Here is a 26,021-nt window from a genome sequence, read left to right on the forward strand (position 1 = left end):
TTGTCGGCTCTCGAGGCTCCGGCCAAGGCTGCCGAAATGCCAATGATCATCGTTGCCCTCCTTCTTTCCGTCGCCGCGTCGGGTTCGCCCGGCGAAGATGACGACAAGTCCCGGAGTGCTGCGCCGGTTGCTGCGCCGAAACCGGGAGCGCCTGAAGGACGACCGACTCCGCGAAGGGGAGGCGAGGTCCGCCCGGCTGACGAGGGCGACACGCGGAAGACGGGTGCCTCTTCAACGGCTGCCGGGCCCCAAGCGGCTGATGAGGATGAAGACGAGGGCAAGGCGCAGCCGGCGACCATCGTGGTCGTCACCGGACACAAGCTCGACGTCGCGCGCACGCAGATCAATCCTGCGCTCGGCGCCACCGTCTATTCGCTAGGCAACGATGCGATCGATGACCGGCCGGGCGGCGAGACCAGCAGCATGGCGGTCATGCTTGCCCAGACGCCAGGTGTCGCCTCTTCGGGGGATGCGCTGACGATCCGCGGGTCAAAGGACGTGCAGGTTCGAATCAACGACGTTATCGTCCCGGAAGCCGTCGCGGATCCCGCCGATCATCTCAGCATCCGGCTTGCACAAACGACGCGGGTCATCACCGGGACTCTCCCGGCGCAATATGGCTTCGTTCCGGCGGGCGTCATCAGCATCACGACCAAGAACGGCCTCTACAGGCACGGCGGAGAGCTCGAGTTCTACGCAGGCTCGGACGCGTTCGTCGAACCGGCATTTGAATGGGCAGGTTCTGTCTTCGGCACGAGCCTGTTTGCGTCTGGCAGCCTGCAATTCGACCGATCCGATGTCGCGGACCTCGCCGGCAACCCCGCTCGTGACCACACCCGCGAGGCGGAGGGACTGGCATTTGCCGATCGCATTCTCGGCCCCGAGGACCGGGTATCCTTCATCCTTGGGGGATCTCACGAGCACCACAAGATCGGTGCGACGAGCCTGCCGGCCGGGGTCGAGGAAAGCGGCGACAATTATGGGGTTGCCACCTACCAGCACAGTTCCGGCAGCTTCACGGTCCAATCGTCCTTGTTCTTTGGCGGGGGCACCAACAAGGCCTCCTTCGCCGATCACACCCGAGAGCGCCGTTCGACCTTCGGGACGCAGGTCGATCTCTCGTACGACAGCGGTGGTTCGCACGCTATAAGGGGCGGCCTTCTCGCGAGCCGTTCGACAGCCCACGAAGGCGAAACGGGGATCGAGAGCTTCGAAGCGCACCGGGATGCGATCGGCATCTACGTCCAGGACGAGTGGAAGCTTGCCTCCAAGCTCACATTCAATCCGGGCCTCAGGGTTGACTGGCTGCGCGGTCTCAAATCGCCGGCCAAGTTCCAGCCTCGTGCAAGTTTTGTCTGGACTTCGCCTGGAGGGCTGACCGCCCACCTTGGCTATGCGCGCTACGTCACTGCTTCTCCTCTCGATGATGAGAACGGCACCGCTGCGCTACCGACTGAACGCGACGATTATTTCGACGCGGGCGTCCAGTACCGACTGGGCGCCCTCACTCTTGGAGCGGACGCCTACGTGCGATCCACCCGCAACTATCTGACCGAACGGCAGATCATCGGCTCGGCACTTTCCGAAGGATTCGCCTTCAGGCGAGCGCGGTTTGAGGGTCTCGAATTGTCGGCAACCTATGCCACCAAGCCGCTTTCGGCCTGGGTGAACATGTCGCTCTCGAATGCGCGCGGCCGCGATATCATCGATAATTCGGGACTCTTCTCGGCGGCGACCATTGCGGCCGCCAGCGACTGGGTGCGCCTTTCGAGCGAAAGGCCCGTCAGCGGCTCGGCCGGTGTGACGTGGCGATCCGGAAAGCTCGCCCTGTCGGCAACTGCCACCGCCTCGAGCGGAGTGCTTCGTTCTCCCGCCTTGACGGACCCGAACGGCGCCCGGGCCGGCGGCTATGCAACGGTGGGCCTGTCAGCGGTTTACCATGCTGGCCTCGGTGGACGGCTCTCGGACTTCCGGATCGACCTCGCCAACCTCACCGACGTGCGATACCTCACCAACGACGCCTCGAACCTCGAAGGAGGCTGGACGCGGCGCGCGCGGGGCCGGGCGATAACCCTGGGGATCGAGCAGGGCTTCTAGGACACCCGATCAAAAACGGGCTGCGAAGCTGGAGCGAATGCGGTGGGGCCCGCGGCAAGACCCGCGGATGAAGGCTATTCCCTCGTTTTCATCCAGGCCTGGAGGGCTTTCGATCGCTCCATCAGGGCCGAAATGTCGCGGGCTTCCAGTTCGCTGTCGAAGCAAAGGCCCAGAAGGTCCCCGCTGTGCCATCTGACGACTGCAGAACGGCCAAGCATTCCGCAGTCCAGTATCACCGACGTCCCCGTTGCCAGACTAACCGGGCAGCTCACCTTCGCGCCGCCCGCAGATAAATCGAGTATCCGGACGGAATGGCGCTCCCCGTTCGCCTGAAGGAACGACGGCAGAGCGACCGGGACCCGCGGATAGACGCGGCGGTCCGCAAAAGCATCGTCGTGAGGAGTGGGAGCAGGACTTGCCATCATTTTCCAGAGACCGGGATAGCAGCAGGGTGCTGCCAGAGTGTAAATGCCGGCCCCTGGCAATGGTCGAAAATGGACCAATAAGCAGAGAGGCGCTCATGCCCTTCGTAGGGGAGCCTCTCGGCTCGCTCGACTGAGCTTTTTTTTCCGGTCTGCTTATTGCTGGTCGTTTGGGGGCCAAATCCAATCGGGATCAGCGGTTTAATTCAGAATTGCAGTGCTGCGCGCAACAGGGCGCTGTGATCGCGCCAGCGGTTGCCGAGCCGGCCGCGATAGCCGCCGGTCAAGGTCACTCGGCCAAGCTTTGCGTCGATGCCTGCGTCGATGTCCGTCAGGCGGCTGTCGAGCCCGGTACCGATGCTGTCGAAGCCCGCATTGCCGGTTACGAACCGCGCCTCGCGCGCCGCCTCGACATCGCCCCACGAGCGATTGAACGAGACGTCAGCGTGCGGCGACAGTTTGACCGGGCCGAGCGCGAACGTGGCGCGGGCACGGACCCCGAGCCGCAACTGGTCGATGGTGCGGCTGTCGTGGCCGAAGGCCAGCGTTGAGACGCCGCCGCTTTCCTCGAACGCCTGCGACTTCATCATCAGGTGCGAGAGGCCACCGTAAGGCGCGATCGCAATGGCGCCGCGGGTTAGGGCATAGGAGCCTTCAAGGTCGACGCGGTGGCTCTCGGCCGCGTAGCGCGCGCTGGTGCGGTCGGCGAAGCCGGGGAAGGCGATGGTGCGCTCGACGCTGACGTTGTGCCAGGCCGAGGTCACGCTCGCGAGCGCCTGGAAGCGGCCCGAGCGGTAACCGGCGGCGCTGGCGAGGAAGCGCGTGTCGACGTCAGCACGAATGCTCTCGGTCGCGAGCCGCGTCGAATAACGGCCACCGACCATCATCAGGGACAGCTTGCCGCGGCCCATCGCCGTTGCGGACTGGAGCCCACGCGCGGTGAAAGAGTTCGCGGTACTCCATTCGAGCGTTGGAGCAGCCGACTTGTCGCTGTCGAAGCCGAGTTCGACACGGCCGATCTCGCTCGCCATCAGCCCGTCGAGGCGGGCGTAGGCCGAGCCAGAGAGGGACGTAAAGGCCTGCCGGGCCCCGGTCAGTGACTGGTAAAGCACCTTCTCGTAGATCGGGCTGGTCGTCCCGAGGCTATCCACCGCGCTCGCCGTGCTGAAGGTCGACACGGTCGCGGCCGACGGCAACGGCTTGCCGTTGGGCGCAATCTGGACCGTGATCGTACCCTTCTGCTGCGTGTTCACTGTCGCCTTGAAGTAAGCATAGTCGGTGACGACGGTGTCGAACTTCCCGCTGATGCCGCCGTTCGCGGTCATGACGAGGTAGTTGCTCGTCGCCGGGTAATTCGGGAAGATCCCGGCAAGTACCTGGAGCGTCGCACCCTTATTGATATTCACGGCGCCCGTGACGGCGAGCCGGTCCGAGGTCCCATTCGGGTTAGTCTGAACGCTGAACGTCGAGCCGCCGTTGAAGAGGACGTTGCCTGCGACGTTGAGGGTGCCGATCGAATTGGTGCCGGGACTGATGATGCCCCCCGTGTTCATCGTGACGTTGCCTGTGATCGTGCCAGTGCCAGCGAGCATCGCGGCAGCATTGACCACGACGGGCGAGGTGAGTGTGCCGTTGACGGCAAGCGCGCCGCCGCTGAGCGTCGTCGTGGTGAAGCTGCCGGTCGTGGTCGGCGCGGTCCAGTAACCGCCGAGCACGTTGAACGTCTCGAAGTTGAGGAAACGCCCAACGGTCTGGGACGCGGTCGGCGTGGAGACGGTACCGGAGAGGCGCAGCGTGTCGGATCCATTTCCGCCATCCACCGCGCCGCTGATCGACGAGCCAGTTTGAAGGGTTGCGGTGTCGTTGCCGGACGTCATCGAGACCGCGGTTCCCGTCCCCCCGTTAATCACTCCCGAATTGGTCAAGCTCCTGACCCCGTTGACGGCGGTCCCGCCGGCGCTTGCGATGGTTCCACTGTTCGAGAGCGCGGCCGTCGATCCGGAGAAAACGACAAGACCGTTGATCGCTCCGGAGTTGGAGAGTGACCCGCTAGGTCCCAGGAGGGCGACATCGCCCTTCACCAAACCAGCATTCGTCACCGTCGCGGAGACATTGCTGTCAGCGAGAATGCCCTGAACGGAACCTTGAATCAAAGCGCCCGCGGCGTTTGTCAGGGTGGCAGTCGATGTGTTTCCGGAGAAGGAAATGCCGACGCCATTGCTGCTAATGATCGACCCGCCGTTCGTGACGCTTCCGCCACCAAGCGAGCTTATGCCGCTGGAATTCGAATTGATGGCACCGCTATTGCTGATGTTGATGGAGCCAGCCGAAAAGGCGCCGAAGCCGGACCCTCCAGTGATAGTGCCGGCATTGGTGAGTGTTAGCGACGAACCACCGGTTGAGTAGATGCCGCTTGCACCGGTGATCGATCCTGCAGCGCTGTTCGTGACCGTGACATTGTTGTTCGCCGTGAGCCCGTTGCTGCTGCCTCCATTGATCGTGCCCGTGTTGGCCAGTGTGGCTGTAGGTACGGTGTCGAACGATACGCCGCCGTTCATCAACCCGCTGTTCGTCACGGCGGCGGTCGTGAGATCGTAGAAGCTCGTCGACCCGTTGATCGTCCCGCTGTTGGCGACGTTGCCGGTCTTGCCCCCGATGAAGCCGGTCTGGATCAGGATCGCGCCATTGGCGCCGCCGTTGATCGTGCCCGCATTGTTGATCGTGCCCCCGCCGCTCTGGATGATTCCGAAGCGGAAGCCCTCGATCGTGCTGCCGGCCATGTTGTTGACGGTCCCGATCTGCGGAAGCGCCGTTGTATCCTGGTCATCGTACGCAAACATCGAGACGCCGTCGGCCCCGGTGCCGACACGGCCGGCGATATATCCGCTGTTGGTCACTGTCCCGCCGCCGATCAGGCGTACACCGTCGTTGCTGTCACCGATGATCGAGCCGCTGTTGATGACGGTTGAACCGGCCGCACGGCCGCTCGCCGCATTGTTGTTCGGGTCCGAATACACGCCGGTCGTGATCCCGAAGCCGGCGCCCGAGATATTGCCGCTATTGTTGATCGTCGCAGGTCCCCCGAGGATCAGGATGCCCGCGTCTGCGGCGCGCAGCGTGAACAGCGTTCCGTTGCCGCGGATCGTGCCGGCATTGGTCACCGACAGGCTCGACCCCTCGCTCCGGATCCCGCTGCTCGCGCCGGCAAGCGAGCCGGTTGCCTGGTTGTTGACGGTCAGCGATCCGCTCGGTGCCGTCGTGAACACGCCGTTGCCCGATAGTGCGGAGATGCTGCCGCTGTTGGCCACGCTAGCGTTGGCGAGATTGTTGAACTGGACGGTACCGTTCAGCGTGCCGCTGTTGGTGACCGAGCCATTGCGCGGGGGTTCGGCGCCAACGGCCTGTGCCTGGAGGAGGATGCTGCCGCTTTTCCCGGTGATGGTTCCTGCGTTGCTGACGTTGCCGCCGTTGCTGAGGATCACGCCGAAGCGGTTTCCCTCGATCACGCCGCTCGGGCTGTTGGTAACGCTGCCGATGACCGTGAAGCTAGTCAGGTTCTGATCGGAGAAGGAGAACATCGACACGCCGTCGGCCGCCGCCCCGACCCGCCCCGCGATATAGCCGCTGTTGGCGACCGTGCCGCCGCCGATCAGGCGAACGCCGTCGTCATTGTCGCCGATGATTGAACCGCTGTTGTTGACGGTCGAGCCGATTGCGCGTCCGCTCTGCGCCTGCGTTGACGGATCGGTGAAGACCGACGTGGTGAGGCCGAACCGGGCCCCCGAGATGCTGCCGCTGTTGGTGATGGTCGAAGGTCCGCCCGCAACGACGATCCCCGCGCCGGGCGTCGCCTGGCCAGAATTCGTGCCGAGGCCGCGAATGGTCCCTGCATTGTTGATCGTGGCCGACGTTCCGTCCGTCCGAACGCCGTCACGGAAACCATTGATCGAACCGGTCGACGTGTTGGTGAGGAGCAGCGCCGCGTCGCTGTAGACCGCGTCGCGCGTGGTTCCGACGACGTCGGGCGTGTTGGTGGCGGTGATCGATCCGCTGTTGGTGACGTTGGCTGTCGTTGTCTGGTTGAAGACGAGCCCTTCTCCGATCGAGCCGCCGTTATCAACAGTCGCGGTGCCGACGGTGCTGAACGACGTGAAATAGTTGACCGTGCCGCTGTTGACGACGCTCGCCGTCCCGTCGCCGGCAAAGCCGATGGTCGGGGTGTGGCCGCTGTTGTTGACGCTTGCGGCTTCGAGCGAGGTCAAAGAGATTCCACCGTTGATGATGCTGCCGCTGTTGTTGACGAGGCCGAATTGACCGGCACCGAGCAAAGGCGAGCCGGCGACATTGACCGTGTGATCGATGGTGCCGGCATTATCGACGGTGCCGCCGCCGAACAGGACCACGCCGAAGCGGTTCCCTTGGATGAAGCCGCCGGCGAGATTGGTGACCGAGCCGATGCTGGTCATGCCCGCGGTGTTCTGGCCATTGTAGGCGAACATCGAGATACCGTCGGCGCCAACACTCGTCCTGCCCGAGATGTAGCCGCTGTTGGTGACCGTTCCGCCGCCGATGAGCCGGATGCCATCATCGTTCTCGCCGATGATCGAACCGCCGTTGCCCACCGCGGTACCGATCGCACGGCCAACGGTCGAATTGTCGGGATTGGTAAAATAGATGGTAGAGATGCCGAAGCGCGCGCCGGAGATGTCGCCGGTGTTCGTGATCGCTGCCGGCCCTCCGGAAATGATGATTCCGCCATCCGAGTTGAAGACGCTGCCATTGCCGCCGTTGCCGCGGATCGTCCCGTCATTGGCAACCGTCAGCGACGGCCCGCTCGTCCGAATGCCGCTGGCGGAGCCGGTGATTGATGCGGTATCCGTATTGTCGACCGTGAGCGTGCTGTTGCTGATGATCGCGTCGCCCGTCGGGTTGGCGATAGTGCCGCTGTTGGTGACGGTCGCGCTGTCGAGCGAGTCGAAGTCGATGTTGCCGTTGATCGTGCCGCTGTTGTTGACTGCCCCGGCGCGCCCCGGGTCCCACCAGCGCGCGATCTCGACAGCGCGGAAGTCGCCGGTGATCGTCCCCGCATTGTTGACGGTTCCGCCGTCACCAATGAAAACGGCGAGCGAGCCCTGGATCAACCCGCCGGCAAGGTTGTTGACGGTGCCCAAGTCGGTGACCTGGCTGAGGTCCTGGTTACCGAATGCGAACATCACCACGCCGGACGCGTTGAGGCCAAGGAGCTGGCCGCTGTTGGTGACGGTACCGCCGCCGATCAGGTGGATGGCGTCGTCGTTGTCGCCCGAGATGACGCCGCTGTTGTTGATCGTGGTGCCGGTCGCGAGGCCGCTTTGCTGGCCGGTTTCGGGGTCGGTGAAATAGATCGTCGATATGCCGTACCTGGCGCCCGAGATGATGCCGCTGTTGGTGATTGTTGCCGGCCCACCGGCGATGATGACACCGCCGTTCCCATCGAAATAACCGCTGCTGGACCCGTCGCCGCGGATCGTCCCGGCATTGTCGAGGGTCAGGCTCGAGCCATTCGAGGTAATCCCGTTGGTCGCACCGTAGATGTCGCCGGTGGCTGCGTTTGTCAGCGATAGCGGGTTCCAGCTCTCGACGCCTGCGCGCAGCGGTGAGCTGCCATTGTTATTCGCGCTGGTGATGATCCCGGCATTGTCCAGGCTTGCGCTGTCGAGACTGTTGAAGCGAACACCTCCGAGGATCGATCCGGTGCCGCTGTTGGTGACTGTTCCGATCTTCCCAAGGTCCGAGTCACTCTGAGCCTGGATGAGGATGCCGCCGCCGTCAGTTCCCTGGATCAGGCCGCTGTTTTCGATGTTCCCGCCGCCGCTAAGGATCACGCCGAAGCGCTGGCCTTGGATGGTTCCACCAAGAAGGTTCGTGACCGTGCCGATGCCGGTCATTGCGCTCGTGTCCTGGTCTTCGAAAGCGAACATCGAGACGCCGTCCGCAGACGAACCGCTCATTCCCGCGATGTAGCCGCTGTTGGTGATTGACCCACCGCCTATCAGCCGGACACCGTCGTCAGAATCACCGATGATGGTTCCGCCGTTATTGGTCACCGTCGTGCCTGTCGCGCGGCCCTCCAATTCGCCTGTGGCGCTGTTGAAAAAATACGCGGTCGTGATCCCGAAGCGTGCGCCTTCGACGACGGGTGGGCTGACGGCAGGATCCTCAAAGACCAGGCTGATATCAGCGCCATCCCCGTTAATGACGATGCCACCGTCGGGTGAGACTGCGCCTCCATGGCCGCCATTCCCGATGATCCAGGTATAGCCGGAGATCGAGAGATTGAGCCGTCCGCCAGTTGAAAGCAGCCCGGTTTTGTCCCCGGTAATAAGCGAACCGTTGAATAGATTGAGGGGCGCTGGGTTCGGGTCCGAGACCAAGATGCCGTAATCGGCCGCGTAGGCGGAGCTGGTCGTCAGCCCGAGTGCCGTCGCGGCAAGCAGCCGCGCCGTGAATGGCGTCGCACGCATATTTATATGCCCCCCTTATGTATTCTTCCGGCACGAACGCTCACTGGCCAGGACGGCCGGCGCCCCTTCTCGCCGACTCGATCTAGCAACCGAAGTGCTTGCGCTAAGTGACTAATCGCTGTCATGACGTCGTTCTGAAGGTTTTCTGAAGGGGCGTGGGGGATGCCCGATTCGAGGCCGAGTGGAGTTGAGCAGCGTCGTCGTCGCCGCTGGGTGTTTGCGGACTGCGTTTTCGACGAAGCGAATTGGGCGCTGGTCGTCGCCGGGCAGCGCGTGCCGATCGAAACCAAGCCGCTCGAGCTGCTCCGCGAGCTGCTCGGCCGCGCCGGCGACCTCGTGTCCAAGGAAGAGCTGCTCGACCGCATCTGGCCTGACGTCACCGTCGTCGAAGCTTCGCTGACGACCGCGATCCACAAGCTGCGGCATGCGCTTGGCGACGAGCATCGCAACCCGCACATCATCGAGACGGTGCCGAGGATCGGCTACCGGCTCAGCATCCCGGTCGAGGTCGAGGGCAGCGAGACTGCGCCGCGGCTGTCGTGGGCGAACAGCGGCGAGTTGCGGCCTGCAGCTCCCGCGGCGCCCGTTAAGACGCTCCCGGCATGGACCGCCTCGCCGCGCCTGCTGTCGGTCTCAGGAGGGCTGCTGATTGCAGTTCTCGTCGCGGTGTTCGCGCTCGGGCCGGGGCAATACGTATCGGCAACGAGGACCAATGTGGCCGCCCCCGGCCTCACTCAACGCGACGCCGCCAACGCGCTTCGGAAGCTCGACGTCGGCACTATCGAGCGGATGCTAGCCGCTGGCTGGAACCCCAACACGCCTTTCGACAATGAGGGCAATGCAGCGATCAACTATGTGCTCGGCATGTGCGAGTGGGACCGCGGCCACAATCAGGAGCAGATGGTGCTGATGGTGCGCACCCTGATCGACGGCGGCGCCAGGCTCGACCATCGCAATGTCTGGGGTGACACGCCCTACAGCATCGCGAAGGCGATCCGTTACTGCGGGCCGAACCACCCGGTGACGCAGAGCATCCGGACGATGTGTTTCGCAGGCTACAGGCCGTACGGCGACCGCTGCCTGGCATCATACGAAATCGCGCGGCGCTAACGTCAGCTTCTCTGATGGGTCATTATGTCAAGCTTCACCGGTTGACCCTGCCGCCGGTTACTTGCCTCTGTTCGCGGCCAGCCTGCGCTGTCAGTTCACGGGCGCAGTTAAGCTGATGATTTGATTGGTGACCCCAACGGGACTCGAACCCGTGTTTTCGCCGTGAAAGGGCGACGTCCTAGACCGCTAGACGATGGGGCCGGTTAAGGGCGGCTCGCCGGTTAGGCGAGGGGCCCAAGGGCGTCAAGCAAAGGCGGCATCCTCAAGGTGCATCTCGGCGGCATTGCCGCCATTCCATTCGTCCCGCTTGATGGTGCCCGCCAGCCACCAGCGTTGATCGGCCGCCGACGAGAGCAGAGCCTGCCCAAGGGGGCCTGCGGCGCTTCTGAAGGCGATCCACTTGAAGGTCTTGCCGTCATCCCCGCAGCCAAGGCCGCGGACATGGCTGTCACCCACGATACCGGTCTTGAGTAGACGCACGGGCCCCGCGGCCACCCGCGGGTTCGGCCATCCGGCGCCATAGGGGCCCGCCGAATCGAGGGCGTCGCAGAGCGATGCTGCGACCCCGCCGGGGGCAATAAGTGCATCGAGAAGAAGGGCCCGGTCGCCCCGCGCCTTCTCGACGTCGGATGCGAGCCGTTCGCTGATGAAGTTCCGGAAAGCCTCGAGGCCTCCTTTTGGGAGCGTCAGTCCTGCCGCCATTGCGTGACCGCCCCCGGCAATGAGGAGGCCGGAGTCCTTCGCAGCAAGCACCGCCGCGCCAAGGTCGACACCCGAGAGCGAGCGTCCGGAACCCTTGCCGGTGCCATCTTCCGTCTCGGCGATGACGATCGCGGGACGGCCAAACCTTTCCTTCAATCGACCCGCGACGATCCCGATGACACCCTGGTGCCAGCCCGAACTCATGACCGTGATGACGGGGGAGCCCGCCTGCTCGGATGCCTGCGCCTCCGCCTGCTCGCAGACCAGCATCTCGATGGCCCGGCGTTCCTCGTTGAGACGGTCGAGCTCGGAGGCAATTGTCCGGGCTTCCTCGGGGTCATTGGACGTCAAGAGCCTGACGCCGAGATCGGATTTGCCGACGCGGCCTCCCGCATTGATCCTGGGTCCGAGCGCAAAGCCCAAGTCGCGGCAGGATGCGGGTTTCACCAGTCGCGCAGCCTCTGCGAGCGCGGACAGCCCGATGTTTCGCCGCGCCGCCATCACCTTCAGACCCTGCGCGACGAAGGCACGGTTCAGAGTTCTAAGCCGTGCAACGTCAGCGACCGTTCCCAGCGCAACGAGATCGAGGAGATCAAGGATTGCGGGCTCCGCAAGTGCTTCGAAAAAGCCGCGGCTTCTCAACTCGCGAAGAAGCGCGACGCCAAGGAGGAAAGCCATTCCGACCGCGGCGAGATGGCCGTGCGCGGCTCCGTCCGCATTCTCATCGAGCCGGTTCGGGTTGATGAGTGCAAAGGCCACCGGAAGAATGCTTGCACACTGGTGGTGATCGACAACGATTACGTCGAGCCCGGCGTGGCGCGCTTCTTCTAGCGCATCAAAGGCCTGCGCCCCGCAATCGACGCAGATTGCAAGACTTGCTCCTCGCGCCTTCAGCTCGACGAGTGCTTTGCCGGAGGGCCCATATCCCTCCATCAGCCGGTCAGGGATATAAATGATGGGCTCCCCGCCGAGCCGGCGCAGCAGTATGACGAGAAGCGCTGCGCTCGTTGCTCCGTCGACGTCATAATCGCCGAAGACCGCGATGCTCTCGCCGCGCTGAAGTGCATCGGCGAGCCGTGCTGCGCCCTTGTCCATGTCCTTGAAGCAGCTTGGATCGGGAAGGAAATCACGGATCCTGGGCTCGCGGTGCCGTGCGAGGTCCTCGCGTTCGATGCCCCGCGCCAGCAGCAGCTCGTCGACCAGCTCATCCATTCCAAGGGAAGCATCGGGTGGACGGCGCCAGCGCCATGGCTGCCCGGTCACCGAAATATCGATGTTGAGCGCGGACGCGCCGGCAGTCGGACAGTCGTTGCGAACGGAGTGAAGCAATCCTCGAGGGCCTCCCGCCCTATGAATTGCTTGGTTAGAGCGTTCCCCGCAATGGAGAATCAGAGGCCGCGGTGCTTGAGGTCGCGATATTCTGTGGAAACGCGCCTCACAGTACCCGTGCTTGCCCGCATCACGACGCTCTCGGTCGAGACGCAATTGTTGCGCCGATGAACGCCTTTTAGCAGCGAGCCGTCGGTGACGCCCGTTGCCGCAAAGATGCAGTCACCCTGCGCCATGTCCTCCATCGTGTAGATCCGCTCGAGATCCTCGATGCCCCAGCGGTGCGCCCGTTCCACCTCATCATCGTTCCTGAACACCAGCCGGCCCTGCATCTGGCCGCCAACGCAGCGCAGCGCTGCCGCGGCAAGAACTCCTTCGGGCGCGCCTCCGGTGCCGACATATACGTCGATGCCCGTATCGGGATCGGCAACTGCAATCACGCCGGCGACGTCACCGTCCGGGATCAGCCTGACGCTGCACCCAAGTGAACGGAGCTCCTGGATGATCTCCTGATGCCGGTCGCGGTCGAGTACGCAGGCGGTGATCTCGCCGGGCGCGACGCCCTTGGCCTTTGCGATCGAGCGGATGTTGTCGCTCACCGATCTTGAAAGGTCGATCGTGCCCTGAGGATAGCCTGGTCCCACAGCGAGCTTCTGCATATAGGTGTCCGGCGCATTGAGGAGGCAGCCGTTTTCCGCGATGGCGAGGACCGCGAGCGCGTTCGGACCTGCCTTTGCGGTGATGGTCGTACCCTCGAGCGGATCAAGTGCAATGTCGATCCTGGGGCCGCTACCCTGCGCCGAGCCCACCCGTTCCCCGATGTAGAGCATCGGAGCCTCGTCGCGCTCGCCTTCACCGATTACCACCGTGCCGTCGAACGGCAGTTCGTTCAGCGCCGCACGCATCGCTTCGACCGCGGCCGCATCCGCGGCCTTCTCGTCGCCGCGACCGATCAGTTTCGAGGCCGCGATCGCGGCCGCTTCGGTGACCCGTACCATTTCAAGAACGAGGACTCGGTCGAGTACGTGACTGCCGGCGGCGGACATGCGCGATTGGCTCCTGTTGTGGAGCGCCAGCCGATAGGGTTTAGGCCCATCCTTGTCGAGCGCGCCGGCTCAGGGCCGCTTGGCGGCTGAGGGCGTCGCGCGCTTTGGGAACTTGTCGTCGGCAGCTCTCAGCTTTTGCATCAGTTCGGGCATCAGTTTCATCAAATCGGGCATGCTCGAGAAGATCGAGCGGATCGTGTCGGGATCGATCCAAAGCTGCATATACTGGCCGGCGAACGCCTTCCCGGTCGGGCTGGCGAAGAAAAGATCGATTTCGCCGAGCTGTCGCGCATCGAAACGCCGCGCCATCGCGCGCGCAAGGCCCTCGCGCATGCGCGGATCGATGATCGCCGAGATCTTTCCCATTTCGGCGTCGACCGCCTCGTGCATGGCAACCATGCGCTGGTCGAAATAGGGGTCCTTGGCCGCAACCTGTTCGTGGAGCGGCACGTCTTTTCCTGCGGCCGCGGACTTGTGCGGCTTGCTCGAGAGCCCGTCGAGATCCGAGGTCTTGAGCTGCAGCATGCGATCGAACGTGCCGCCGATGAAATCCGACATCATCTTCCCATAAGCGCCGTTGGGCCACATCGCCTCGGTCGCGGTGCGCGCAAGCGCAAGGCGGGCGGAATCCGGGTCGGGCTGCGGCGGGAAGAGCTTGTCCATGAAGGCGAACATCGCATCGAAATCGGGCGGCGATTTTGCCGACTTGTTGGCCGGCAGCGCCGTGACCGGGGCCGGCGCCGCCGCTGCATCCTTGCCGGGCGAACCCCGAGCGGGGGCGGCTACCGATAGGCTTGCGAGCCAAACTGTTGCTGCAAAGGCAAGGGTCAAGCCGGACTTCTTCATCGTTGTCCCCCGTGCTGAGGGGCACGACTATGCGCAGCACTCTTTGCTGCGTCTAGCTTTCTTCTGCCTGGTGCTGGAGCAATTCGGAGCGCACCCGAACGGCCCGCGCAGCGACAGTGGTTTCAACCAGAAATACCGCGAAAGCGGTACCGATCGCGACCATCGAGGCCATGAACAGCCAGGCGATCTCCGTCCCCAGATGGGTGCGGATGAGATTGGCCGCAAATAACAGGATCACCACGAGACAGGTGAGGATGGCCGACAGGACGGATAGCCCCGTGGCCCAGCTGATCAGCGACATGCGCCGATCCAGGATCCTGAGGTCGGCGATCCAGCGGTCATGCTCGGTGCCACGGCTCGAAAGGAGGAGCGGCTCGATCTGCCGCGACCGGTCGACGATGCGCGACAGGCGCGATGCGAGCACATTGAGGAAAGCCCCGATGCCGCTGAGGAGAAAGACAGGAGCCAGTGCGACCCGGACGATCTCCGCGACCGTGTTGACCGAAAGATCGGGCGAGGTTTCGAACATATTTTTCCGTCTTAGGCGGCTGCCTCTCGTTCGCAACTGGCGACCTCAAGCAGCATCAGACCATTGGCGACAAAGCTCGCGGCGAGGAACCAGGCGAAGCTCGCGATGAGCTCGCGCGTCGGTCCAAAGAGGCTGACGACGAGGGTGGAGGCCGAGAGGCCGGCAATCAGCAGCACTGCAAGAAGAAAATCGACACCTGCCGAAAAGGCGGTCCAGATGCGCACGTTTCCCGATGTCTCCGTAAGCGCGCCAGCGAGGATCAGGCCGCGGATTAAAAGCCAGCCCACGATTGGCCAGACAGTAGGAAAGAAATGCGTTTCCGGATTGAGGATGAAGAGAAGCCCGGCCAAGGCAGTGACGATCCCGGCCGCCATGGCGAAGTGGCGAGCCTCGCGTCGAAGCGAACCGGCGATCGTTTCGATGAGGCCCGCAGTAATCAAAAGGGCGCCGATCATTTCGGAGTGGATCGTCTTTCCGGCAGGCAGCAGCGCGGAACCCGCGCCCAAGAGGATGATGAGCAAACCCGCAATGCGCAGTCCCTGTGCCCGTCTGCGGTCGGATAAGCCTCGATAGACGCGAGTGGCCAAGAAGCAGCCCCTTCCGTTCGGTGCCCGAACCCAGTCAGGCGCCTCGCGGTTCCCTGTCGCCCGTTATGGCGCGATCACCCGAAGTGCCTTCTTGCGGATCTTATAATCTAGTGGAGTCTCGGCGCGCACCACTTCTCCGTCAAGCGAGACAGCCAGCGCCTTGCGGCGACTGGAAACCCGCAGCCGCTCGACATTCTCGAGCTTTACCATGTCGTCATCGCGCGTGCGGTTGAGGAGTGCCCTGATGCTCGCCCCGATGAACCCGCGGCGGGTCTTCTTGCGCATGACGAACACGCTCAGGCGTCCGTCTTCGATGCTTTCCCGCTCGCCAGGAGCACCAATGTCGATCCGATAGTCGTTGTTGCCGACGAACAGCAAGGGAGTGTCGATCCGCGCCTTCTCGTCGTTCACGGTAAGTGTCAGCCGCTGGTGTCCGAAGCGCAGCAACGTCCTTGCCGAGGCAACGATCATCGCGAGCCGCTTGCTCCGGCCCAGTCTTCGCTGCTGGATGTCGCGGTCCCGGACCATCAACGGATAAAGCCCGATCGCGCTGTTGTTGATGAAAACGTGCTCATTCATTTCTGCAACGTCGACCTGGCGCGCGGAACGCTTGGCGATCAGCTTGGCCGCCTCCTCGATCTTCATTGGAACGCCAAGGTCCTTGGCGAAGTGGTTGAGGGTGCCGAGCGGGAGGATGCCAAGAAGGGTCTTCGTACCGACCAGCGCCGAAGCGGCAGCGCTGATCGTCCCGTCCCCCCCGCCCACGATCAGCAGTTCGTCGCCGCGCTCGGCAATTGCCCGGCAGCGAACCGGGCAATCGCTGCCGGTGACCAGCTCCACGTCGACCTTGAGACCTGCCGCGCCGAGCGCGGCAGCGACCTTGTCCCCGATCCGAGGGTCGGCTGCAGCGGCGCCGCCACCGCGATTGAGAAGCACGGTTACCGGCGTCATCGCCCTCCCTAACGCTTCGAGGGCTGCTAGCTATCCCTCCTTGCCTGTGCACTCTCCGATTCGGTGAGAATCGACATGCATTTTCATGGTCATGCCATTTTGCATGCCTCCGCCCGTGCCCTTGCTCGACATGTCCATCGAATAGCTCGTCGGCGTATATGTGCCGGCCATGTTGGTCGTCTGGGTCGCGCCTTCTTCACTGCACACCATCTGGATGTCGATCTTGCCGCCGCCCATGGTGAAATGCTCGTAGCGGCACGACTTGTCGGCGCCGAAAAAATCTTCCTTGGGCCGTTTCACATCCGCAGCGGTGACGCAGTGGCTGCTGGCGTCGTTTCGATGCTCCGCCATCGTCTCCTTCATCTTCTCGGCATATTGGGCCGGGAGTCCGGGGACGTTCATTTCCTGGATGTCGACCTTTGACTGCCACAGGCCCGGCTCGATCATCGTGTCGCTGGACATGATGCCGGCTTGCTTGACTGCAGCTGTGACCTCGTTTCCGCTCGCATTGTGGAGCTGCACCGACGGCCCCTTGTTGCAGGCGCTGAGCAAAGCGATCGACGCGGCGACGCACACGGCATGTTTCATACAAAGCCCCCTTTGTTGAGGCGCCCACCCATAAATCGACCGCTCAACGAGTGCTAGCGCCGCTTGTCGGTGGGCGCATGAAAGTCTGGCTCCTTGTTGGAGATCCACCTGAGGAAACGCCCGATGCGAGGATCGGCACGAATGGCCGCGAGGCTGCCGTCCAATAGGGAGACCTCGGCATTCGAGAATGTCCGGTGAAGCATCCGGTGGCAGATCGGATGGATGGGGACTGTCCGGCGGCCACCGCGGCTCTTCGGCACGGGATGGTGAAGTTCGATCCTCCTGCCAAGCGCGCGGGCGCACAGCCAGCAATGTTCCTCGGTTGTTCCTGCCATTGCCGGCGACCATATAGCGACGAATGGCGATTCAAATCCGGACCAGTCTTGCCGAACCGGAAACGGGTGAGAGCTTCGTCCCGCACAAACCCGCGCGTCCCGACAAGGCTGAAGGTGGCAAGAGGTTCAAGCTCGTAGCCGACTATGAGCCGGCGGGTGACCAACCCCAGGCGATAAAGGAACTGGTCGAGGCCGGCGAAAATGGCGAGGAAAGCCAGGTCCTCCTGGGCGTCACCGGCTCGGGCAAGACCTTCACCATGGCCAAGGTCATCGAGACCCTGCAGCGGCCCGCACTGGTGATGGCGCCGAACAAGATCCTCGCGGCCCAGCTCTACGGCGAATTCAAGAGCTTCTTCCCCGACAACGCGGTCGAATATTTCGTCAGCTATTACGATTACTATCAGCCCGAAGCGTACGTTCCGCGCACCGACACCTACATTGAGAAGGAGTCGAGCGTGAACGAGGCGATCGACCGGATGCGCCACTCGGCGACCCGGTCGCTGCTCGAACGCGACGACGTTATCATCGTCGCTTCGGTCTCGTGCCTGTACGGCATCGGTTCGGTCGAAACCTATTCGGCAATGACCTTCAGCCTGAAGAAGGGACAAAGCGAAGACCAGCGTGAGGTCATCCGCAAGCTCGTCGCGCTGCAGTACCGTCGCAACGACCAGGCCTTCGCGCGGGGCAACTTCAGGGTACGTGGCGACAACCTCGAGATCTTTCCCTCGCACTATGAGGACATGGCCTGGCGGGTCAGTTTCTTCGGTGACGAGATTGAGGATATCAGTGAGTTCGACCCGCTGACGGGCAAGACGATCGCAAGTCTCGAGAGCATCAAGGTCTATGCCAATTCCCACTATGTAACGCCGGGCCCGACGCTGAAGCAGGCGATGGAGGCAATTCGCCACGAGCTCATCGAGCGGCTGAAAGAGCTGACGGCCGAGGGCCGCCTGCTGGAGGCGCAGCGCCTCGAACAGCGTACCAACTTCGACCTCGAGATGATCGCCGCGACTGGATCATGCGCGGGCATCGAGAATTACTCGCGCTTCCTCACCGGCCGCCTGCCAGGCGAGCCGCCGCCGACCCTGTTCGAATATCTGCCTGATAATGCGCTCCTGTTCATCGATGAGAGTCACCAGACCGTTCCGCAGATCGGCGCGATGGCGCGCGGCGACCATCGCCGGAAGATTACGCTGGCCGAGTACGGCTTCAGGCTTCCCAGCTGCATCGACAACCGGCCGCTCCGTTTCAACGAGTGGGACGCGATGCGGCCTCAGTCCGTGTTCGTCTCGGCGACCCCCGGGCCCTGGGAGATGAATGAAACCGGGGGTGTCTTTTCCGAGCAGGTGATCCGGCCCACCGGCCTCATCGACCCGCCGGTAGAGATCAAGCCGGTCGAGGACCAGGTTGACGACCTCGTTCACGAGGCCAGGGAGACTGCGCGCAAGGGATATCGGACGCTTGTCACGACGCTTACGAAGCGGATGGCCGAGGACCTTACCGAATATCTGCACGAGGCGGGCCTCAAGGTCCGCTACATGCACTCGGATGTCGAAACCCTCGAGCGCATCGAGCTCATCCGCGAGCTTCGGCTCGGAGTTTATGACGTGCTGGTCGGAATCAACCTTCTTCGCGAGGGCCTCGACATCCCCGAGTGCGGGCTCGTCGCCATTCTCGATGCGGACAAGGAAGGGTTCCTGAGGTCTGAGACCTCGCTCATTCAGACCATCGGCCGCGCGGCCCGCAACGTCGAGGGGCGGGTCATCCTCTATGCCGACAGGGTCACGGGCTCGATGGAGCGGGCGCTCGCCGAAACCGGTCGCAGGCGCGAGAAGCAGCTCGAATATAATGCGGAGCATGGGATCACTCCGGAGAGCGTAAGGCGCAACATCACCGACCTCCTCGCGGATGTCTCCGAACGCGATCATGTGCTTGTCGACACCGGCGATGAGGAGCGCACGCACCTCGTCGGTCACAACCTCAAGGCCTACCTTTCTGATCTTGAGCAGCGCATGCGCAAGGCTGCCGCGGATCTCGAGTTCGAGGAGGCGGCCCGCCTTCGGGACGAGATTCGCCGCCTCGAGGAAGATGACCTTGGAATTCCTCAGCACGACCGCGTTGCTCCGCGTGCCCTCGGTCACTCGACCGAAGGAAAGCCGGGCACCCGCAAGGGGCGCTTCGGCAAGCAGCAGCGTACCCGTTTCGGAGGCCGCAGGGGCCTTGGCTAAAAGGCCGCCTTCACTCCGGCCTGCGCGCCGACTTCCTGGCCGTGGTTGCGACCCAGCGTCGTGGTTGCAAAGGCATCGACGCTAAGGCTGGAGGCAAGGCTTGCGCTGGCACCGCCCGAAAGACGCCCGTACGTCTCCTTCCGGCCGCGGACCTGCCAGCTGTTAACGATGGTGGGCGCATCGGTCTGCGCAAAGGTGATCAGGCGATCATCGCTGCTGAAATTATGCTCGGCAGTCACGTCGAGGAACGGATGGAGACCTGCAAGGTCGCCCCGGACTTCAAGGCCCGCCTGGCCCTTGAGGGCCTTGTAGCTCTGTGCCCCGACATTGAGTGAAAGCGCAGCGTCGCCGGTTTCGGTGTAACCGTTTACCTTCGCGCGGGCATAATCCAGCGCGACGATCGGTCCTGCACCAACGCCGGCGAAGGACATGAGATAACCGCCCTTGGCGCCGGCGATCCAATGATTGCCGTGGGCCGTCGCAGCGAGGTCCGAGACGACGCCGGTCCGGACGATACGATCGCGGTCCTTGCCGTAGCCCACGTAAGCCTGGCCGAAGAGGCCGCCCATGCCGAGGCTGCCGTACGCGCCCACCTGCCACGTCCGGCCGCGGATGCGCGATGCGTCGTTCCCGAACTTGACCCTTGGGCGACTGTAGTTGCCGGCGACACCGATGATGCCGCCTGTCATCCCATATTCGGCGCCGACGCTCGCGCCGTAGCTGTGGACTTCGAAGGCGCTGTTGGTGCTGGTCGCACCAATGTCGTGCTGGAGCATGTCACCCACGGCGTAAACACGAAGGCCTTCAGGACCACTTCCGCGGCCGTAAAGGTCGCCGCGGCTCGAGAGAGTCCGGCCCCATTGCTGGGCAGTATCGAGCCCGAGGTCCGAGGGCGCCTGGAGTGTCAGGGGCGCTGCGAGCTGGCGCGCGATATACTGGCCAACCAGCGCAAAGCCCTGCGAAGTGAGGTGCAGCCCGTCGCCGTAGAACAGGTAGCCGTTTGAACTGACGACGCACGTCGTGTTCGGGAAGGCTGGACAGACGAGGCCATTGGTGAAGCCGTAGGCGCTGGGGTTCGCGGCAACCTGTGCTGCGAGAACCGTGCCATCGAGATAGTGGACGATCGCCCCGTTCGACGCGTAGCCTGCAAGCACCGGCTGCAGGGCATTGTAAAATGCCGTCGAATAAGCGCCCCTTATCGCCTGCGCCGCCGGATTATTGGCGACCTCGGGCGCGACTGCACCGTTCAAGGCAAGGAAGCTGATGGTGGGATTGCCCTGGGCGACCAGCCGGTTGAGCTGCAGTCCCGTCGCGACGCCTGCCGCGGTGCCCGCCGCGGGTGCAGTTGCAAGAGGGCCGCCGGCCAGCTGGTAGACGCGGGCATCATTGCCGCCGATGGAAATGGCGAGGAGGTCGCTCCGGGTGAAGCTGGTGGAGGCGCTTGGGAATACCGCTGACTGGGTTCCGACGTTGAGGAACTGGTCGACTTCATATTGCAGGCCCTTGCCGCACAGCGGCGCTCCGTAGGTCGGGTCAAAGCAGAGCGTTCCGTTGTTGGTGCCGCCCATGGCACCGCCGATGGCGAAATTCTGCACAGGGACCCTGAGGATCTGCGAGAGCGTATCGATGTAGTTGCTTCCGCCCGAGAAACGGCCGGTCGGATAGACGGCGAGCGCCTGGGGGTTGGCGTAGCCGAGCGCAAAGGCGTTGCCCGTGTCGGCATAACTGTCGCCGAACGCAACGATCCGCTGGATTTGCTGCGCGGCAACGGGCGAGCCGATTGCCGCGAGCGAGATCAGCGATACGGTTGCAAGTGTGCGCAGCGTGCGACAACGGTTCATAATCAGTCTCCCCACCAGCCGCGGTCTGCTCCGCAGGCTCTCCGGAGACCATGGTCGCCATTATCGACATGGGTGCAAGTAGCATCGCACGCCGGGGCCCGAGAGCCCGGCAAGTGAAGCAATTCGGCAACAGCCCTTGGCAAGGGGCCGCGCGGGCGCGGCTCCCCTTTGCGGTCCTAGTGGAGGACGCCCTTCTTCTGCATCGCGTTTGAATAAGCGAGGAGCGCCGCGCCTATGACGATGATCACGTAGGGCATCATCGTATATAAGGCGCCCTGGGGCGCGCCCGGGAGCTTTGGTCCCGCGACGAGCTGGTAGCCGATGCTGAGCACGATCCCGATCATCGAGAGTGCGAACGCCCAAAGGGCATAGCGCGAACGGATCAGCAGCAGGATTGCTCCTAACAAACCGCCCCACACGCCAAGCGCCCAGCCGACCTTCGCGTAGATTGGAAAGGCGTCCATCCAGGCCAGCGCCGCGGTCGGATCAACCCCGGGCATCGCGCTTGCGATATAATGTGTGTCGCGCATGTGGCTCATCACGTAGTCGTAGGCGCCAAAGCAGTTCCAAAAGACAGACAGGATGCCGACAATCCAGAGGTGGGCCGGCGTACGAGCTTGTGCAGTCGTTGCCATTGTCTTGTCCCCAACGATGGCCGTGCCAACCATTGCGCGGCCGAAAGGATCAGGCTCTCATTCGCCCGAACTGTCAATGCCGCCGGCTTAGACCGTTCAATCGACGGGGATTTCCCGCTTCAGCACATTGCCGATCGCGGTAGCGAGGCTCTGGATTTCATAGGGTTTCTGAAGCAGCGGAAACTCGTGCTGCGCAGCGACCTGCTCGCTGTAGCCGGTGGTAAGCAGGATGGGCAGCTCCGGAAAGCGCTCGCGCACCTTGCGGGCAAGTTCGATGCCGCTGATCCCGCCCGGCATCACGATGTCCGTAAAGACGAGACTTGGCCGGCGATCGCCCGACAGGCGCTCCAAGGCTTCCCTGGCGCTGTGGGCGACCACGGTGTCGAAGCCCAGTTCGTCCAGCATTGCTGCTGCAAGTTCTGAAACGAGATGATCATCCTCGACCACCAGCACCCGGCCATTGCCATGACCCTGGCCATTCCTGGGCCCGTTGGGATCGCCGCGGCTGGCCGGCAGGTAGAGTGTAAAGGTCGCGCCCTTACCCGGTTTCGATTCGACCGCGATCGAGCCGCCGATCTGCTTGGCGAAGCCGAACACCTGGCTGAGCCCAAGTCCGGTTCCCTCGCCGAACGCCTTGGTCGTGAAGAAGGGCTCGAACACGCGGTTCATGGTGTCGCTGCTCATTCCCTCGCCCGTGTCGGACACGCGAAGCGCGACATAGTCGCCGGTAAGTCCGTCGGGTTTGCCGCTCAGCGTCTCGTTGGTCGCGCTGAGCTTCAGCGCTCCACCCTCCTTCATCGCATCGCGCGCATTGAACGCGAGGTTGAGAAGCGCGAGTTCAAGCGCCGCGGGATCCGCCTCTATGTCCCAGACATTGGCGGAAATCTCGATGGTGAGCTCGATGTTGCTGCGTACGGAGGGACGCAGCAACGTCGTGACCTCCGGAAGGAAGGTTTTCAGGTCGATCGCCTTGAGGTCGAGCGGCTGGGCACGCGCGAAGGCGAGGAGCTGCCTTGTAATGCCTGCACCGCGCTGCGCGGAATTGCGAATCCCGTCGAGCATCCGCCGCAGGCGCTCCTCATCGCCAAGATTTCGCAGCGCGAGATCGGTCGCGCCGAGGATCGCGGTCAGGAGATTGTTGAAATCATGCGCAAGGCCTCCCGTCAGCTGCCCGAGCGCCTCCATTTTCTGTGCCACGAACAGCTGCTCGCGCGACTCTTCGAGCCGAAGCTGCGCTTCGCGCTTCTCGCTCATGTCGCGGGTGATCTTTGCAAAGCCGACCAGCTCGCCGTTCTCGTCACGGATCGCATCGAGGATCACGCTTGCCCAGAAGCGGCTGCCGTCCTTGCGCACGCGCCAGCCCTCGGCTTCGTACTTCCCTGTCTCGAGCGCCGTGCGGAGGGCCTTTTTGGGCAGCCCGGCGGCAAGGTCCTCGGGGGTGTAGAAGCGGCTGAAGTGCTCGCCGATGATCTCCTCGGGCCTGTAGCCCTTGATGCGCTGGGCTCCCGCATTCCAGTTGGTCACCAGGCCCTCGGGGTCGAGCATGAAAATCGCGTAATCGGTCACGCCCTGAACGAGAATCCGGAAGCGTCTTTCGGCTTCCAGCAGCGCCTGCTGCGTCGCCCGCGTTTCGGTCATGTCGCGCGTGATCTTGGCGAACCCGATGAGCTCTCCCGTGTCGTCGTTGATCCGGTCGACGACGACATTCGCCCAGAAGCGGGACCCGTCCTTGCGCACGCGCCAGCCTTCGCCGGCAAATTTGCCCTCGCGCCGGGCCGTTTCGAGGACCTTCGCCGGCATTCCGGCCGCCTGGTCCTCGGGGGTGTAGAAGGTCGAGAAATGCTTTCCGACGACTTCGTGGGTCTGGAAGCCCTTGATGCGCTCGGCGCCTGCATTCCAGCTCGTCACGATGCCCGTGGGGTCGAGCATGTAGATGGCATAGTCGACGATCGACTGAACCAGCAGCCTGAATTGGTCGTCGGGACGTGATACGTCCGGTTTTCTAGGCGCCCCCGCCAAGATCAAACTCCTTACACCAGTGCAACGGACAGGCCGCCGCGAGACGCACAACACGCGAGTCGGGTGTCGGTTTCCTTCTCCGCCTGATTTCTGGTCCCGCCGCGATGAGCTAGCGCTTTTCCCTGGCGATGCGGCTCATCAGAATGGCTGCGCGCTTTGCCTGCTTAAAAATCGATGGAACGTCGACCACTTCCTTGTCGGTGTGGGATCCCTCGCTTGCTGGCCCGAGGCCAGCGAGGCCGTCAACTTCGGCCGCGACGAAGCTGATATCGCCCGCGCCCCGCTTGGCGGGATCAAGCTCGCCCATCTGCGGGAGACCCATGTCGGCATTGACCATGTTCAGCTGCTCGAGAAGCCGGCGATTGCCCTTTGTTGGCGGCATTGGCGGGTAGCCGTCCTCGTCGAAGCTGATCTCGGCCTTCGCACCGGCGAGCGAGCGCGAGACGATGGCGCGCATCTTGGCCCTAGTGCGATCGATCTGGTCCTGGCTGATCGCGCGCAGATCGCCTCGCGCAACGGCGGTTGCGGCAATGATGTTGGTCTTGCCGGTCGCCTCGATCCTGATCCTGCCCGCATCGAGCGCAGCTGTCTGGCCCCCGCCGATCAGTCCGACATTGTAGGTGAGCTTGTCTTCGGGAAGCTCGCGCCGAAATTCGTCGAGGATCCGGGCAAGCTCGTAGATAGCGCCATAATTGCCTGCTCCCACGCCGGCCGAATGGGCGCTTCGTCCAGTGATGGTCACGGTCCAGCTGCCTGCACTTCGCCGCGCGGTCGAACCCATGTCGAGCGGACCGCCGGGGCCATCCTCCTGCGCGAGGTCCTCGAAGTCTAGTGCGGCGTCGGCCTTCTTCGCTTCGGCAACGAGATCTCGTCGCGATATCGACAGCGGGTTTCCGGCGTCCTCCTCGTCTCCCGTGAGGAAGACGGTGATGTTGGCCTGCTTCAGTGTGCCCGCAGCCTGCATGGCGCGGAACGCTGCGACAATTACCGCTATTCCTCCCTTGTCGTCGCCTGCGCCCGGACCGTGCGCGAACCGGGCGTCAGCTACCCAGTGTTGGAAGGGCGAATCGGGCTCGAAGACCGTGTCTAGATGCGCGATGAGCAGCAGGCGCTTGCCGTTCCGGCTTCCGGCATGCCGGGCGACGAGATGTCCCGCCCGGCCCGCGGCCTTCATGTCGATCCACTGTGTCTTGAACCCCAATGCCTGGAACTCGGGCTCGACCATGCGCCGCACGGCCTCGACACCGGCAAGGTTCAGGGTGCCGCTATTCTGGTCAACCCAGTGCTGCAGCAGGGAAATTGTCCGCTGCTGCTCGCCGTCTACGGTCCGGACCATGATTTGCTCTGTCGGCGACAGGGCCGCTGTTGCGGGAGCGGATCCAGCGAGCGCGAGAGTTCCGATGAGGAGAGGGAATCCTGATTTCATGGGGCGAGGTTAGCGAAGCCCCCATCAGGGGTCACTATCCTTAGTTGGCTCGTTTTGTGAAAGATAACTTTACCAATTTGGTTCTTTGGACATCAGATGCTGACCGCTGGGTGTGGGTTCGAGAGCGTCGAATTCGCCGGGAATGGTTGACAATGGCCCTCCGGCAGTAGCGAGTTTGCGGCAGTACCAAGCGCCCCGGGGGGAAGCGGATGACACCGACCCGTCTCAATGCCCTTACCGATGGCGTGGTTGCGATCGTCCTCACCATCATGGTGCTTGAGCTCAAGATCCCGGCCGAGCCTACTCTTCGTGCAGTTCTCGCCGTCCTTCCCCTTCTTGCAGCTTACCTCGTCGCCTTCGTCAACGTCGCCATTTACTGGAACAACCATCATCACATGATGCAGTCCGCAAGAAGGGTGACGGGAGGCGTCCTGTGGGCCAACCACGCGCTGCTTTTCTTCCTGACGCTCTTCCCGCTCATGATCCGCTGGATCGACGACGCGGGCATCACCGCATGGCCGGTCGCATCCTATGGGCTCGTGCTCGTCGGAGCGGCACTTGCCTACCAGCTGCTCGAGCGCGCGCTGATGGCAGCGGAAGGTGAAAGCTCGGCCATTAAGCGCGCCGTGGGCGTTGGCGGAAAAGAGCTCATCAGCTTCGCTCTTTACGTGGCATCCGTGCCCGCGGCGTTCGTGTCGCCCTATATTTCGGTCGCGATGGTCGTTGGGGTTTCCGCGCTGTGGATAGTCCCGGACCGGAGGTTCGCGCCCGACCGGAACGCGGCCCCCAAGGATCAATAAAGCGGAAGATCGACATCCAGCGGGATC

18 protein-coding genes and 1 tRNA gene are annotated in these 26,021 nt (G+C 63.4%); 4 read left to right on the forward strand and 15 right to left on the reverse strand.

Going from position 1 to position 26,021, the window contains the following annotated elements:
- The first annotated feature begins 36 nt into the window (after positions 1-36).
- Positions 37-2,097 carry a TonB-dependent receptor gene (locus V8192_RS03240; RefSeq protein ID WP_341631611.1) on the forward strand — a complete coding sequence of 687 codons (2,061 nt, stop codon included), beginning with the start codon at positions 37-39 and terminating at the stop codon, positions 2,095-2,097.
- A 74-nt stretch (positions 2,098-2,171) separates the two neighbouring features.
- On the opposite strand, the gene V8192_RS03245 is transcribed toward V8192_RS03240, so the two are convergent.
- The gene (locus V8192_RS03245) at positions 2,172-2,522 is read right to left on the reverse strand and encodes a PilZ domain-containing protein (RefSeq protein ID WP_341631612.1); all 351 of its coding nucleotides are present in this window, start codon (positions 2,520-2,522) and stop codon (positions 2,172-2,174) included.
- A gap of 203 nt (positions 2,523-2,725) precedes the next feature.
- A complete protein-coding gene (locus V8192_RS03250; protein ID WP_341631613.1) occupies positions 2,726-9,022 on the reverse strand; it encodes a hypothetical protein in 6,297 nt (2,098 codons plus the stop codon).
- A 162-nt stretch (positions 9,023-9,184) separates the two neighbouring features.
- Here V8192_RS03250 and V8192_RS03255 point away from each other — a divergent pair, with 162 nt between their 5' ends.
- Positions 9,185-10,132 carry a winged helix-turn-helix domain-containing protein gene (locus V8192_RS03255; protein WP_341631614.1) on the forward strand — a complete coding sequence of 316 codons (948 nt, stop codon included), beginning with the start codon at positions 9,185-9,187 and terminating at the stop codon, positions 10,130-10,132.
- 125 nt (positions 10,133-10,257) lie between these two features.
- Here the strand turns inward: V8192_RS03255 and V8192_RS03260 are convergent.
- The 9 genes from V8192_RS03260 to V8192_RS03300 form a co-directional block, all read right to left on the reverse strand.
- Positions 10,258-10,333 (reverse strand) — tRNA-Glu (locus tag V8192_RS03260).
- 42 nt (positions 10,334-10,375) lie between these two features.
- Complete coding sequence (recJ, locus tag V8192_RS03265; RefSeq protein ID WP_341631615.1) at positions 10,376-12,163, reverse strand: single-stranded-DNA-specific exonuclease RecJ; 1,788 nt, start codon at positions 12,161-12,163, stop codon at positions 10,376-10,378.
- Between the two features lie 59 nt (positions 12,164-12,222).
- The gene (gene glpX, locus V8192_RS03270; protein ID WP_341631616.1) at positions 12,223-13,209 is read right to left on the reverse strand and encodes a class II fructose-bisphosphatase; all 987 of its coding nucleotides are present in this window, start codon (positions 13,207-13,209) and stop codon (positions 12,223-12,225) included.
- Between the two features lie 69 nt (positions 13,210-13,278).
- The gene (locus V8192_RS03275) at positions 13,279-14,055 is read right to left on the reverse strand and encodes a DUF2059 domain-containing protein (RefSeq protein ID WP_341631617.1); all 777 of its coding nucleotides are present in this window, start codon (positions 14,053-14,055) and stop codon (positions 13,279-13,281) included.
- Between the two features lie 52 nt (positions 14,056-14,107).
- The gene (locus V8192_RS03280) at positions 14,108-14,584 is read right to left on the reverse strand and encodes a DUF2721 domain-containing protein (RefSeq protein WP_341631618.1); all 477 of its coding nucleotides are present in this window, start codon (positions 14,582-14,584) and stop codon (positions 14,108-14,110) included.
- An 11-nt stretch (positions 14,585-14,595) separates the two neighbouring features.
- Positions 14,596-15,171 carry a hypothetical protein gene (locus V8192_RS03285; protein WP_341631619.1) on the reverse strand — a complete coding sequence of 192 codons (576 nt, stop codon included), beginning with the start codon at positions 15,169-15,171 and terminating at the stop codon, positions 14,596-14,598.
- A gap of 63 nt (positions 15,172-15,234) precedes the next feature.
- Positions 15,235-16,122, reverse strand: coding sequence for a diacylglycerol/lipid kinase family protein (locus tag V8192_RS03290; RefSeq protein WP_341631620.1), 888 nt, complete (start codon positions 16,120-16,122; stop codon positions 15,235-15,237).
- A 30-nt stretch (positions 16,123-16,152) separates the two neighbouring features.
- Positions 16,153-16,710, reverse strand: a complete 558-nt coding sequence (locus V8192_RS03295) for a DUF3617 domain-containing protein (RefSeq protein ID WP_341631621.1) — start codon at positions 16,708-16,710, stop codon at positions 16,153-16,155.
- 53 nt (positions 16,711-16,763) lie between these two features.
- On the reverse strand, positions 16,764-17,045 hold the full coding sequence (locus V8192_RS03300; protein WP_341631622.1) for an HNH endonuclease: 282 nt from the start codon (positions 17,043-17,045) through the stop codon (positions 16,764-16,766).
- A 23-nt stretch (positions 17,046-17,068) separates the two neighbouring features.
- Here V8192_RS03300 and uvrB point away from each other — a divergent pair, with 23 nt between their 5' ends.
- Complete coding sequence (gene uvrB, locus V8192_RS03305; protein ID WP_341631623.1) at positions 17,069-19,273, forward strand: excinuclease ABC subunit UvrB; 2,205 nt, start codon at positions 17,069-17,071, stop codon at positions 19,271-19,273.
- Here uvrB and V8192_RS03310 read toward each other — a convergent pair.
- From V8192_RS03310 to V8192_RS03325, 4 genes are all read right to left on the reverse strand, one after another.
- Complete coding sequence (locus V8192_RS03310; protein WP_341631624.1) at positions 19,270-21,114, reverse strand: autotransporter domain-containing protein; 1,845 nt, start codon at positions 21,112-21,114, stop codon at positions 19,270-19,272. The genes uvrB and V8192_RS03310 overlap by 4 nt on opposite strands.
- Before the next feature lie 176 nt (positions 21,115-21,290).
- Entirely contained in the window at positions 21,291-21,749 is a 459-nt protein-coding gene (locus V8192_RS03315) for a hypothetical protein (RefSeq protein WP_341631625.1), read from the reverse strand.
- Positions 21,750-21,845: 96 nt separating this feature from the next.
- A complete protein-coding gene (locus V8192_RS03320) occupies positions 21,846-23,768 on the reverse strand; it encodes a hybrid sensor histidine kinase/response regulator (protein WP_341631626.1) in 1,923 nt (640 codons plus the stop codon).
- Positions 23,769-23,877: 109 nt separating this feature from the next.
- Positions 23,878-25,194 carry a M20/M25/M40 family metallo-hydrolase gene (locus tag V8192_RS03325; RefSeq protein ID WP_341631627.1) on the reverse strand — a complete coding sequence of 439 codons (1,317 nt, stop codon included), beginning with the start codon at positions 25,192-25,194 and terminating at the stop codon, positions 23,878-23,880.
- 209 nt (positions 25,195-25,403) lie between these two features.
- Here V8192_RS03325 and V8192_RS03330 point away from each other — a divergent pair, with 209 nt between their 5' ends.
- Positions 25,404-25,994 (forward strand): TMEM175 family protein, encoded by a 591-nt coding sequence (locus V8192_RS03330; protein ID WP_341631628.1) that lies wholly within the window; start codon positions 25,404-25,406, stop codon positions 25,992-25,994.
- Positions 25,995-26,021 lie beyond the last annotated feature (27 nt).

It is taken from the genome of Sphingomonas agri (assembly GCF_038148795.1).
Classification (GTDB): Bacteria; Pseudomonadota; Alphaproteobacteria; order Sphingomonadales; family Sphingomonadaceae; genus Sphingomicrobium; species Sphingomicrobium agri.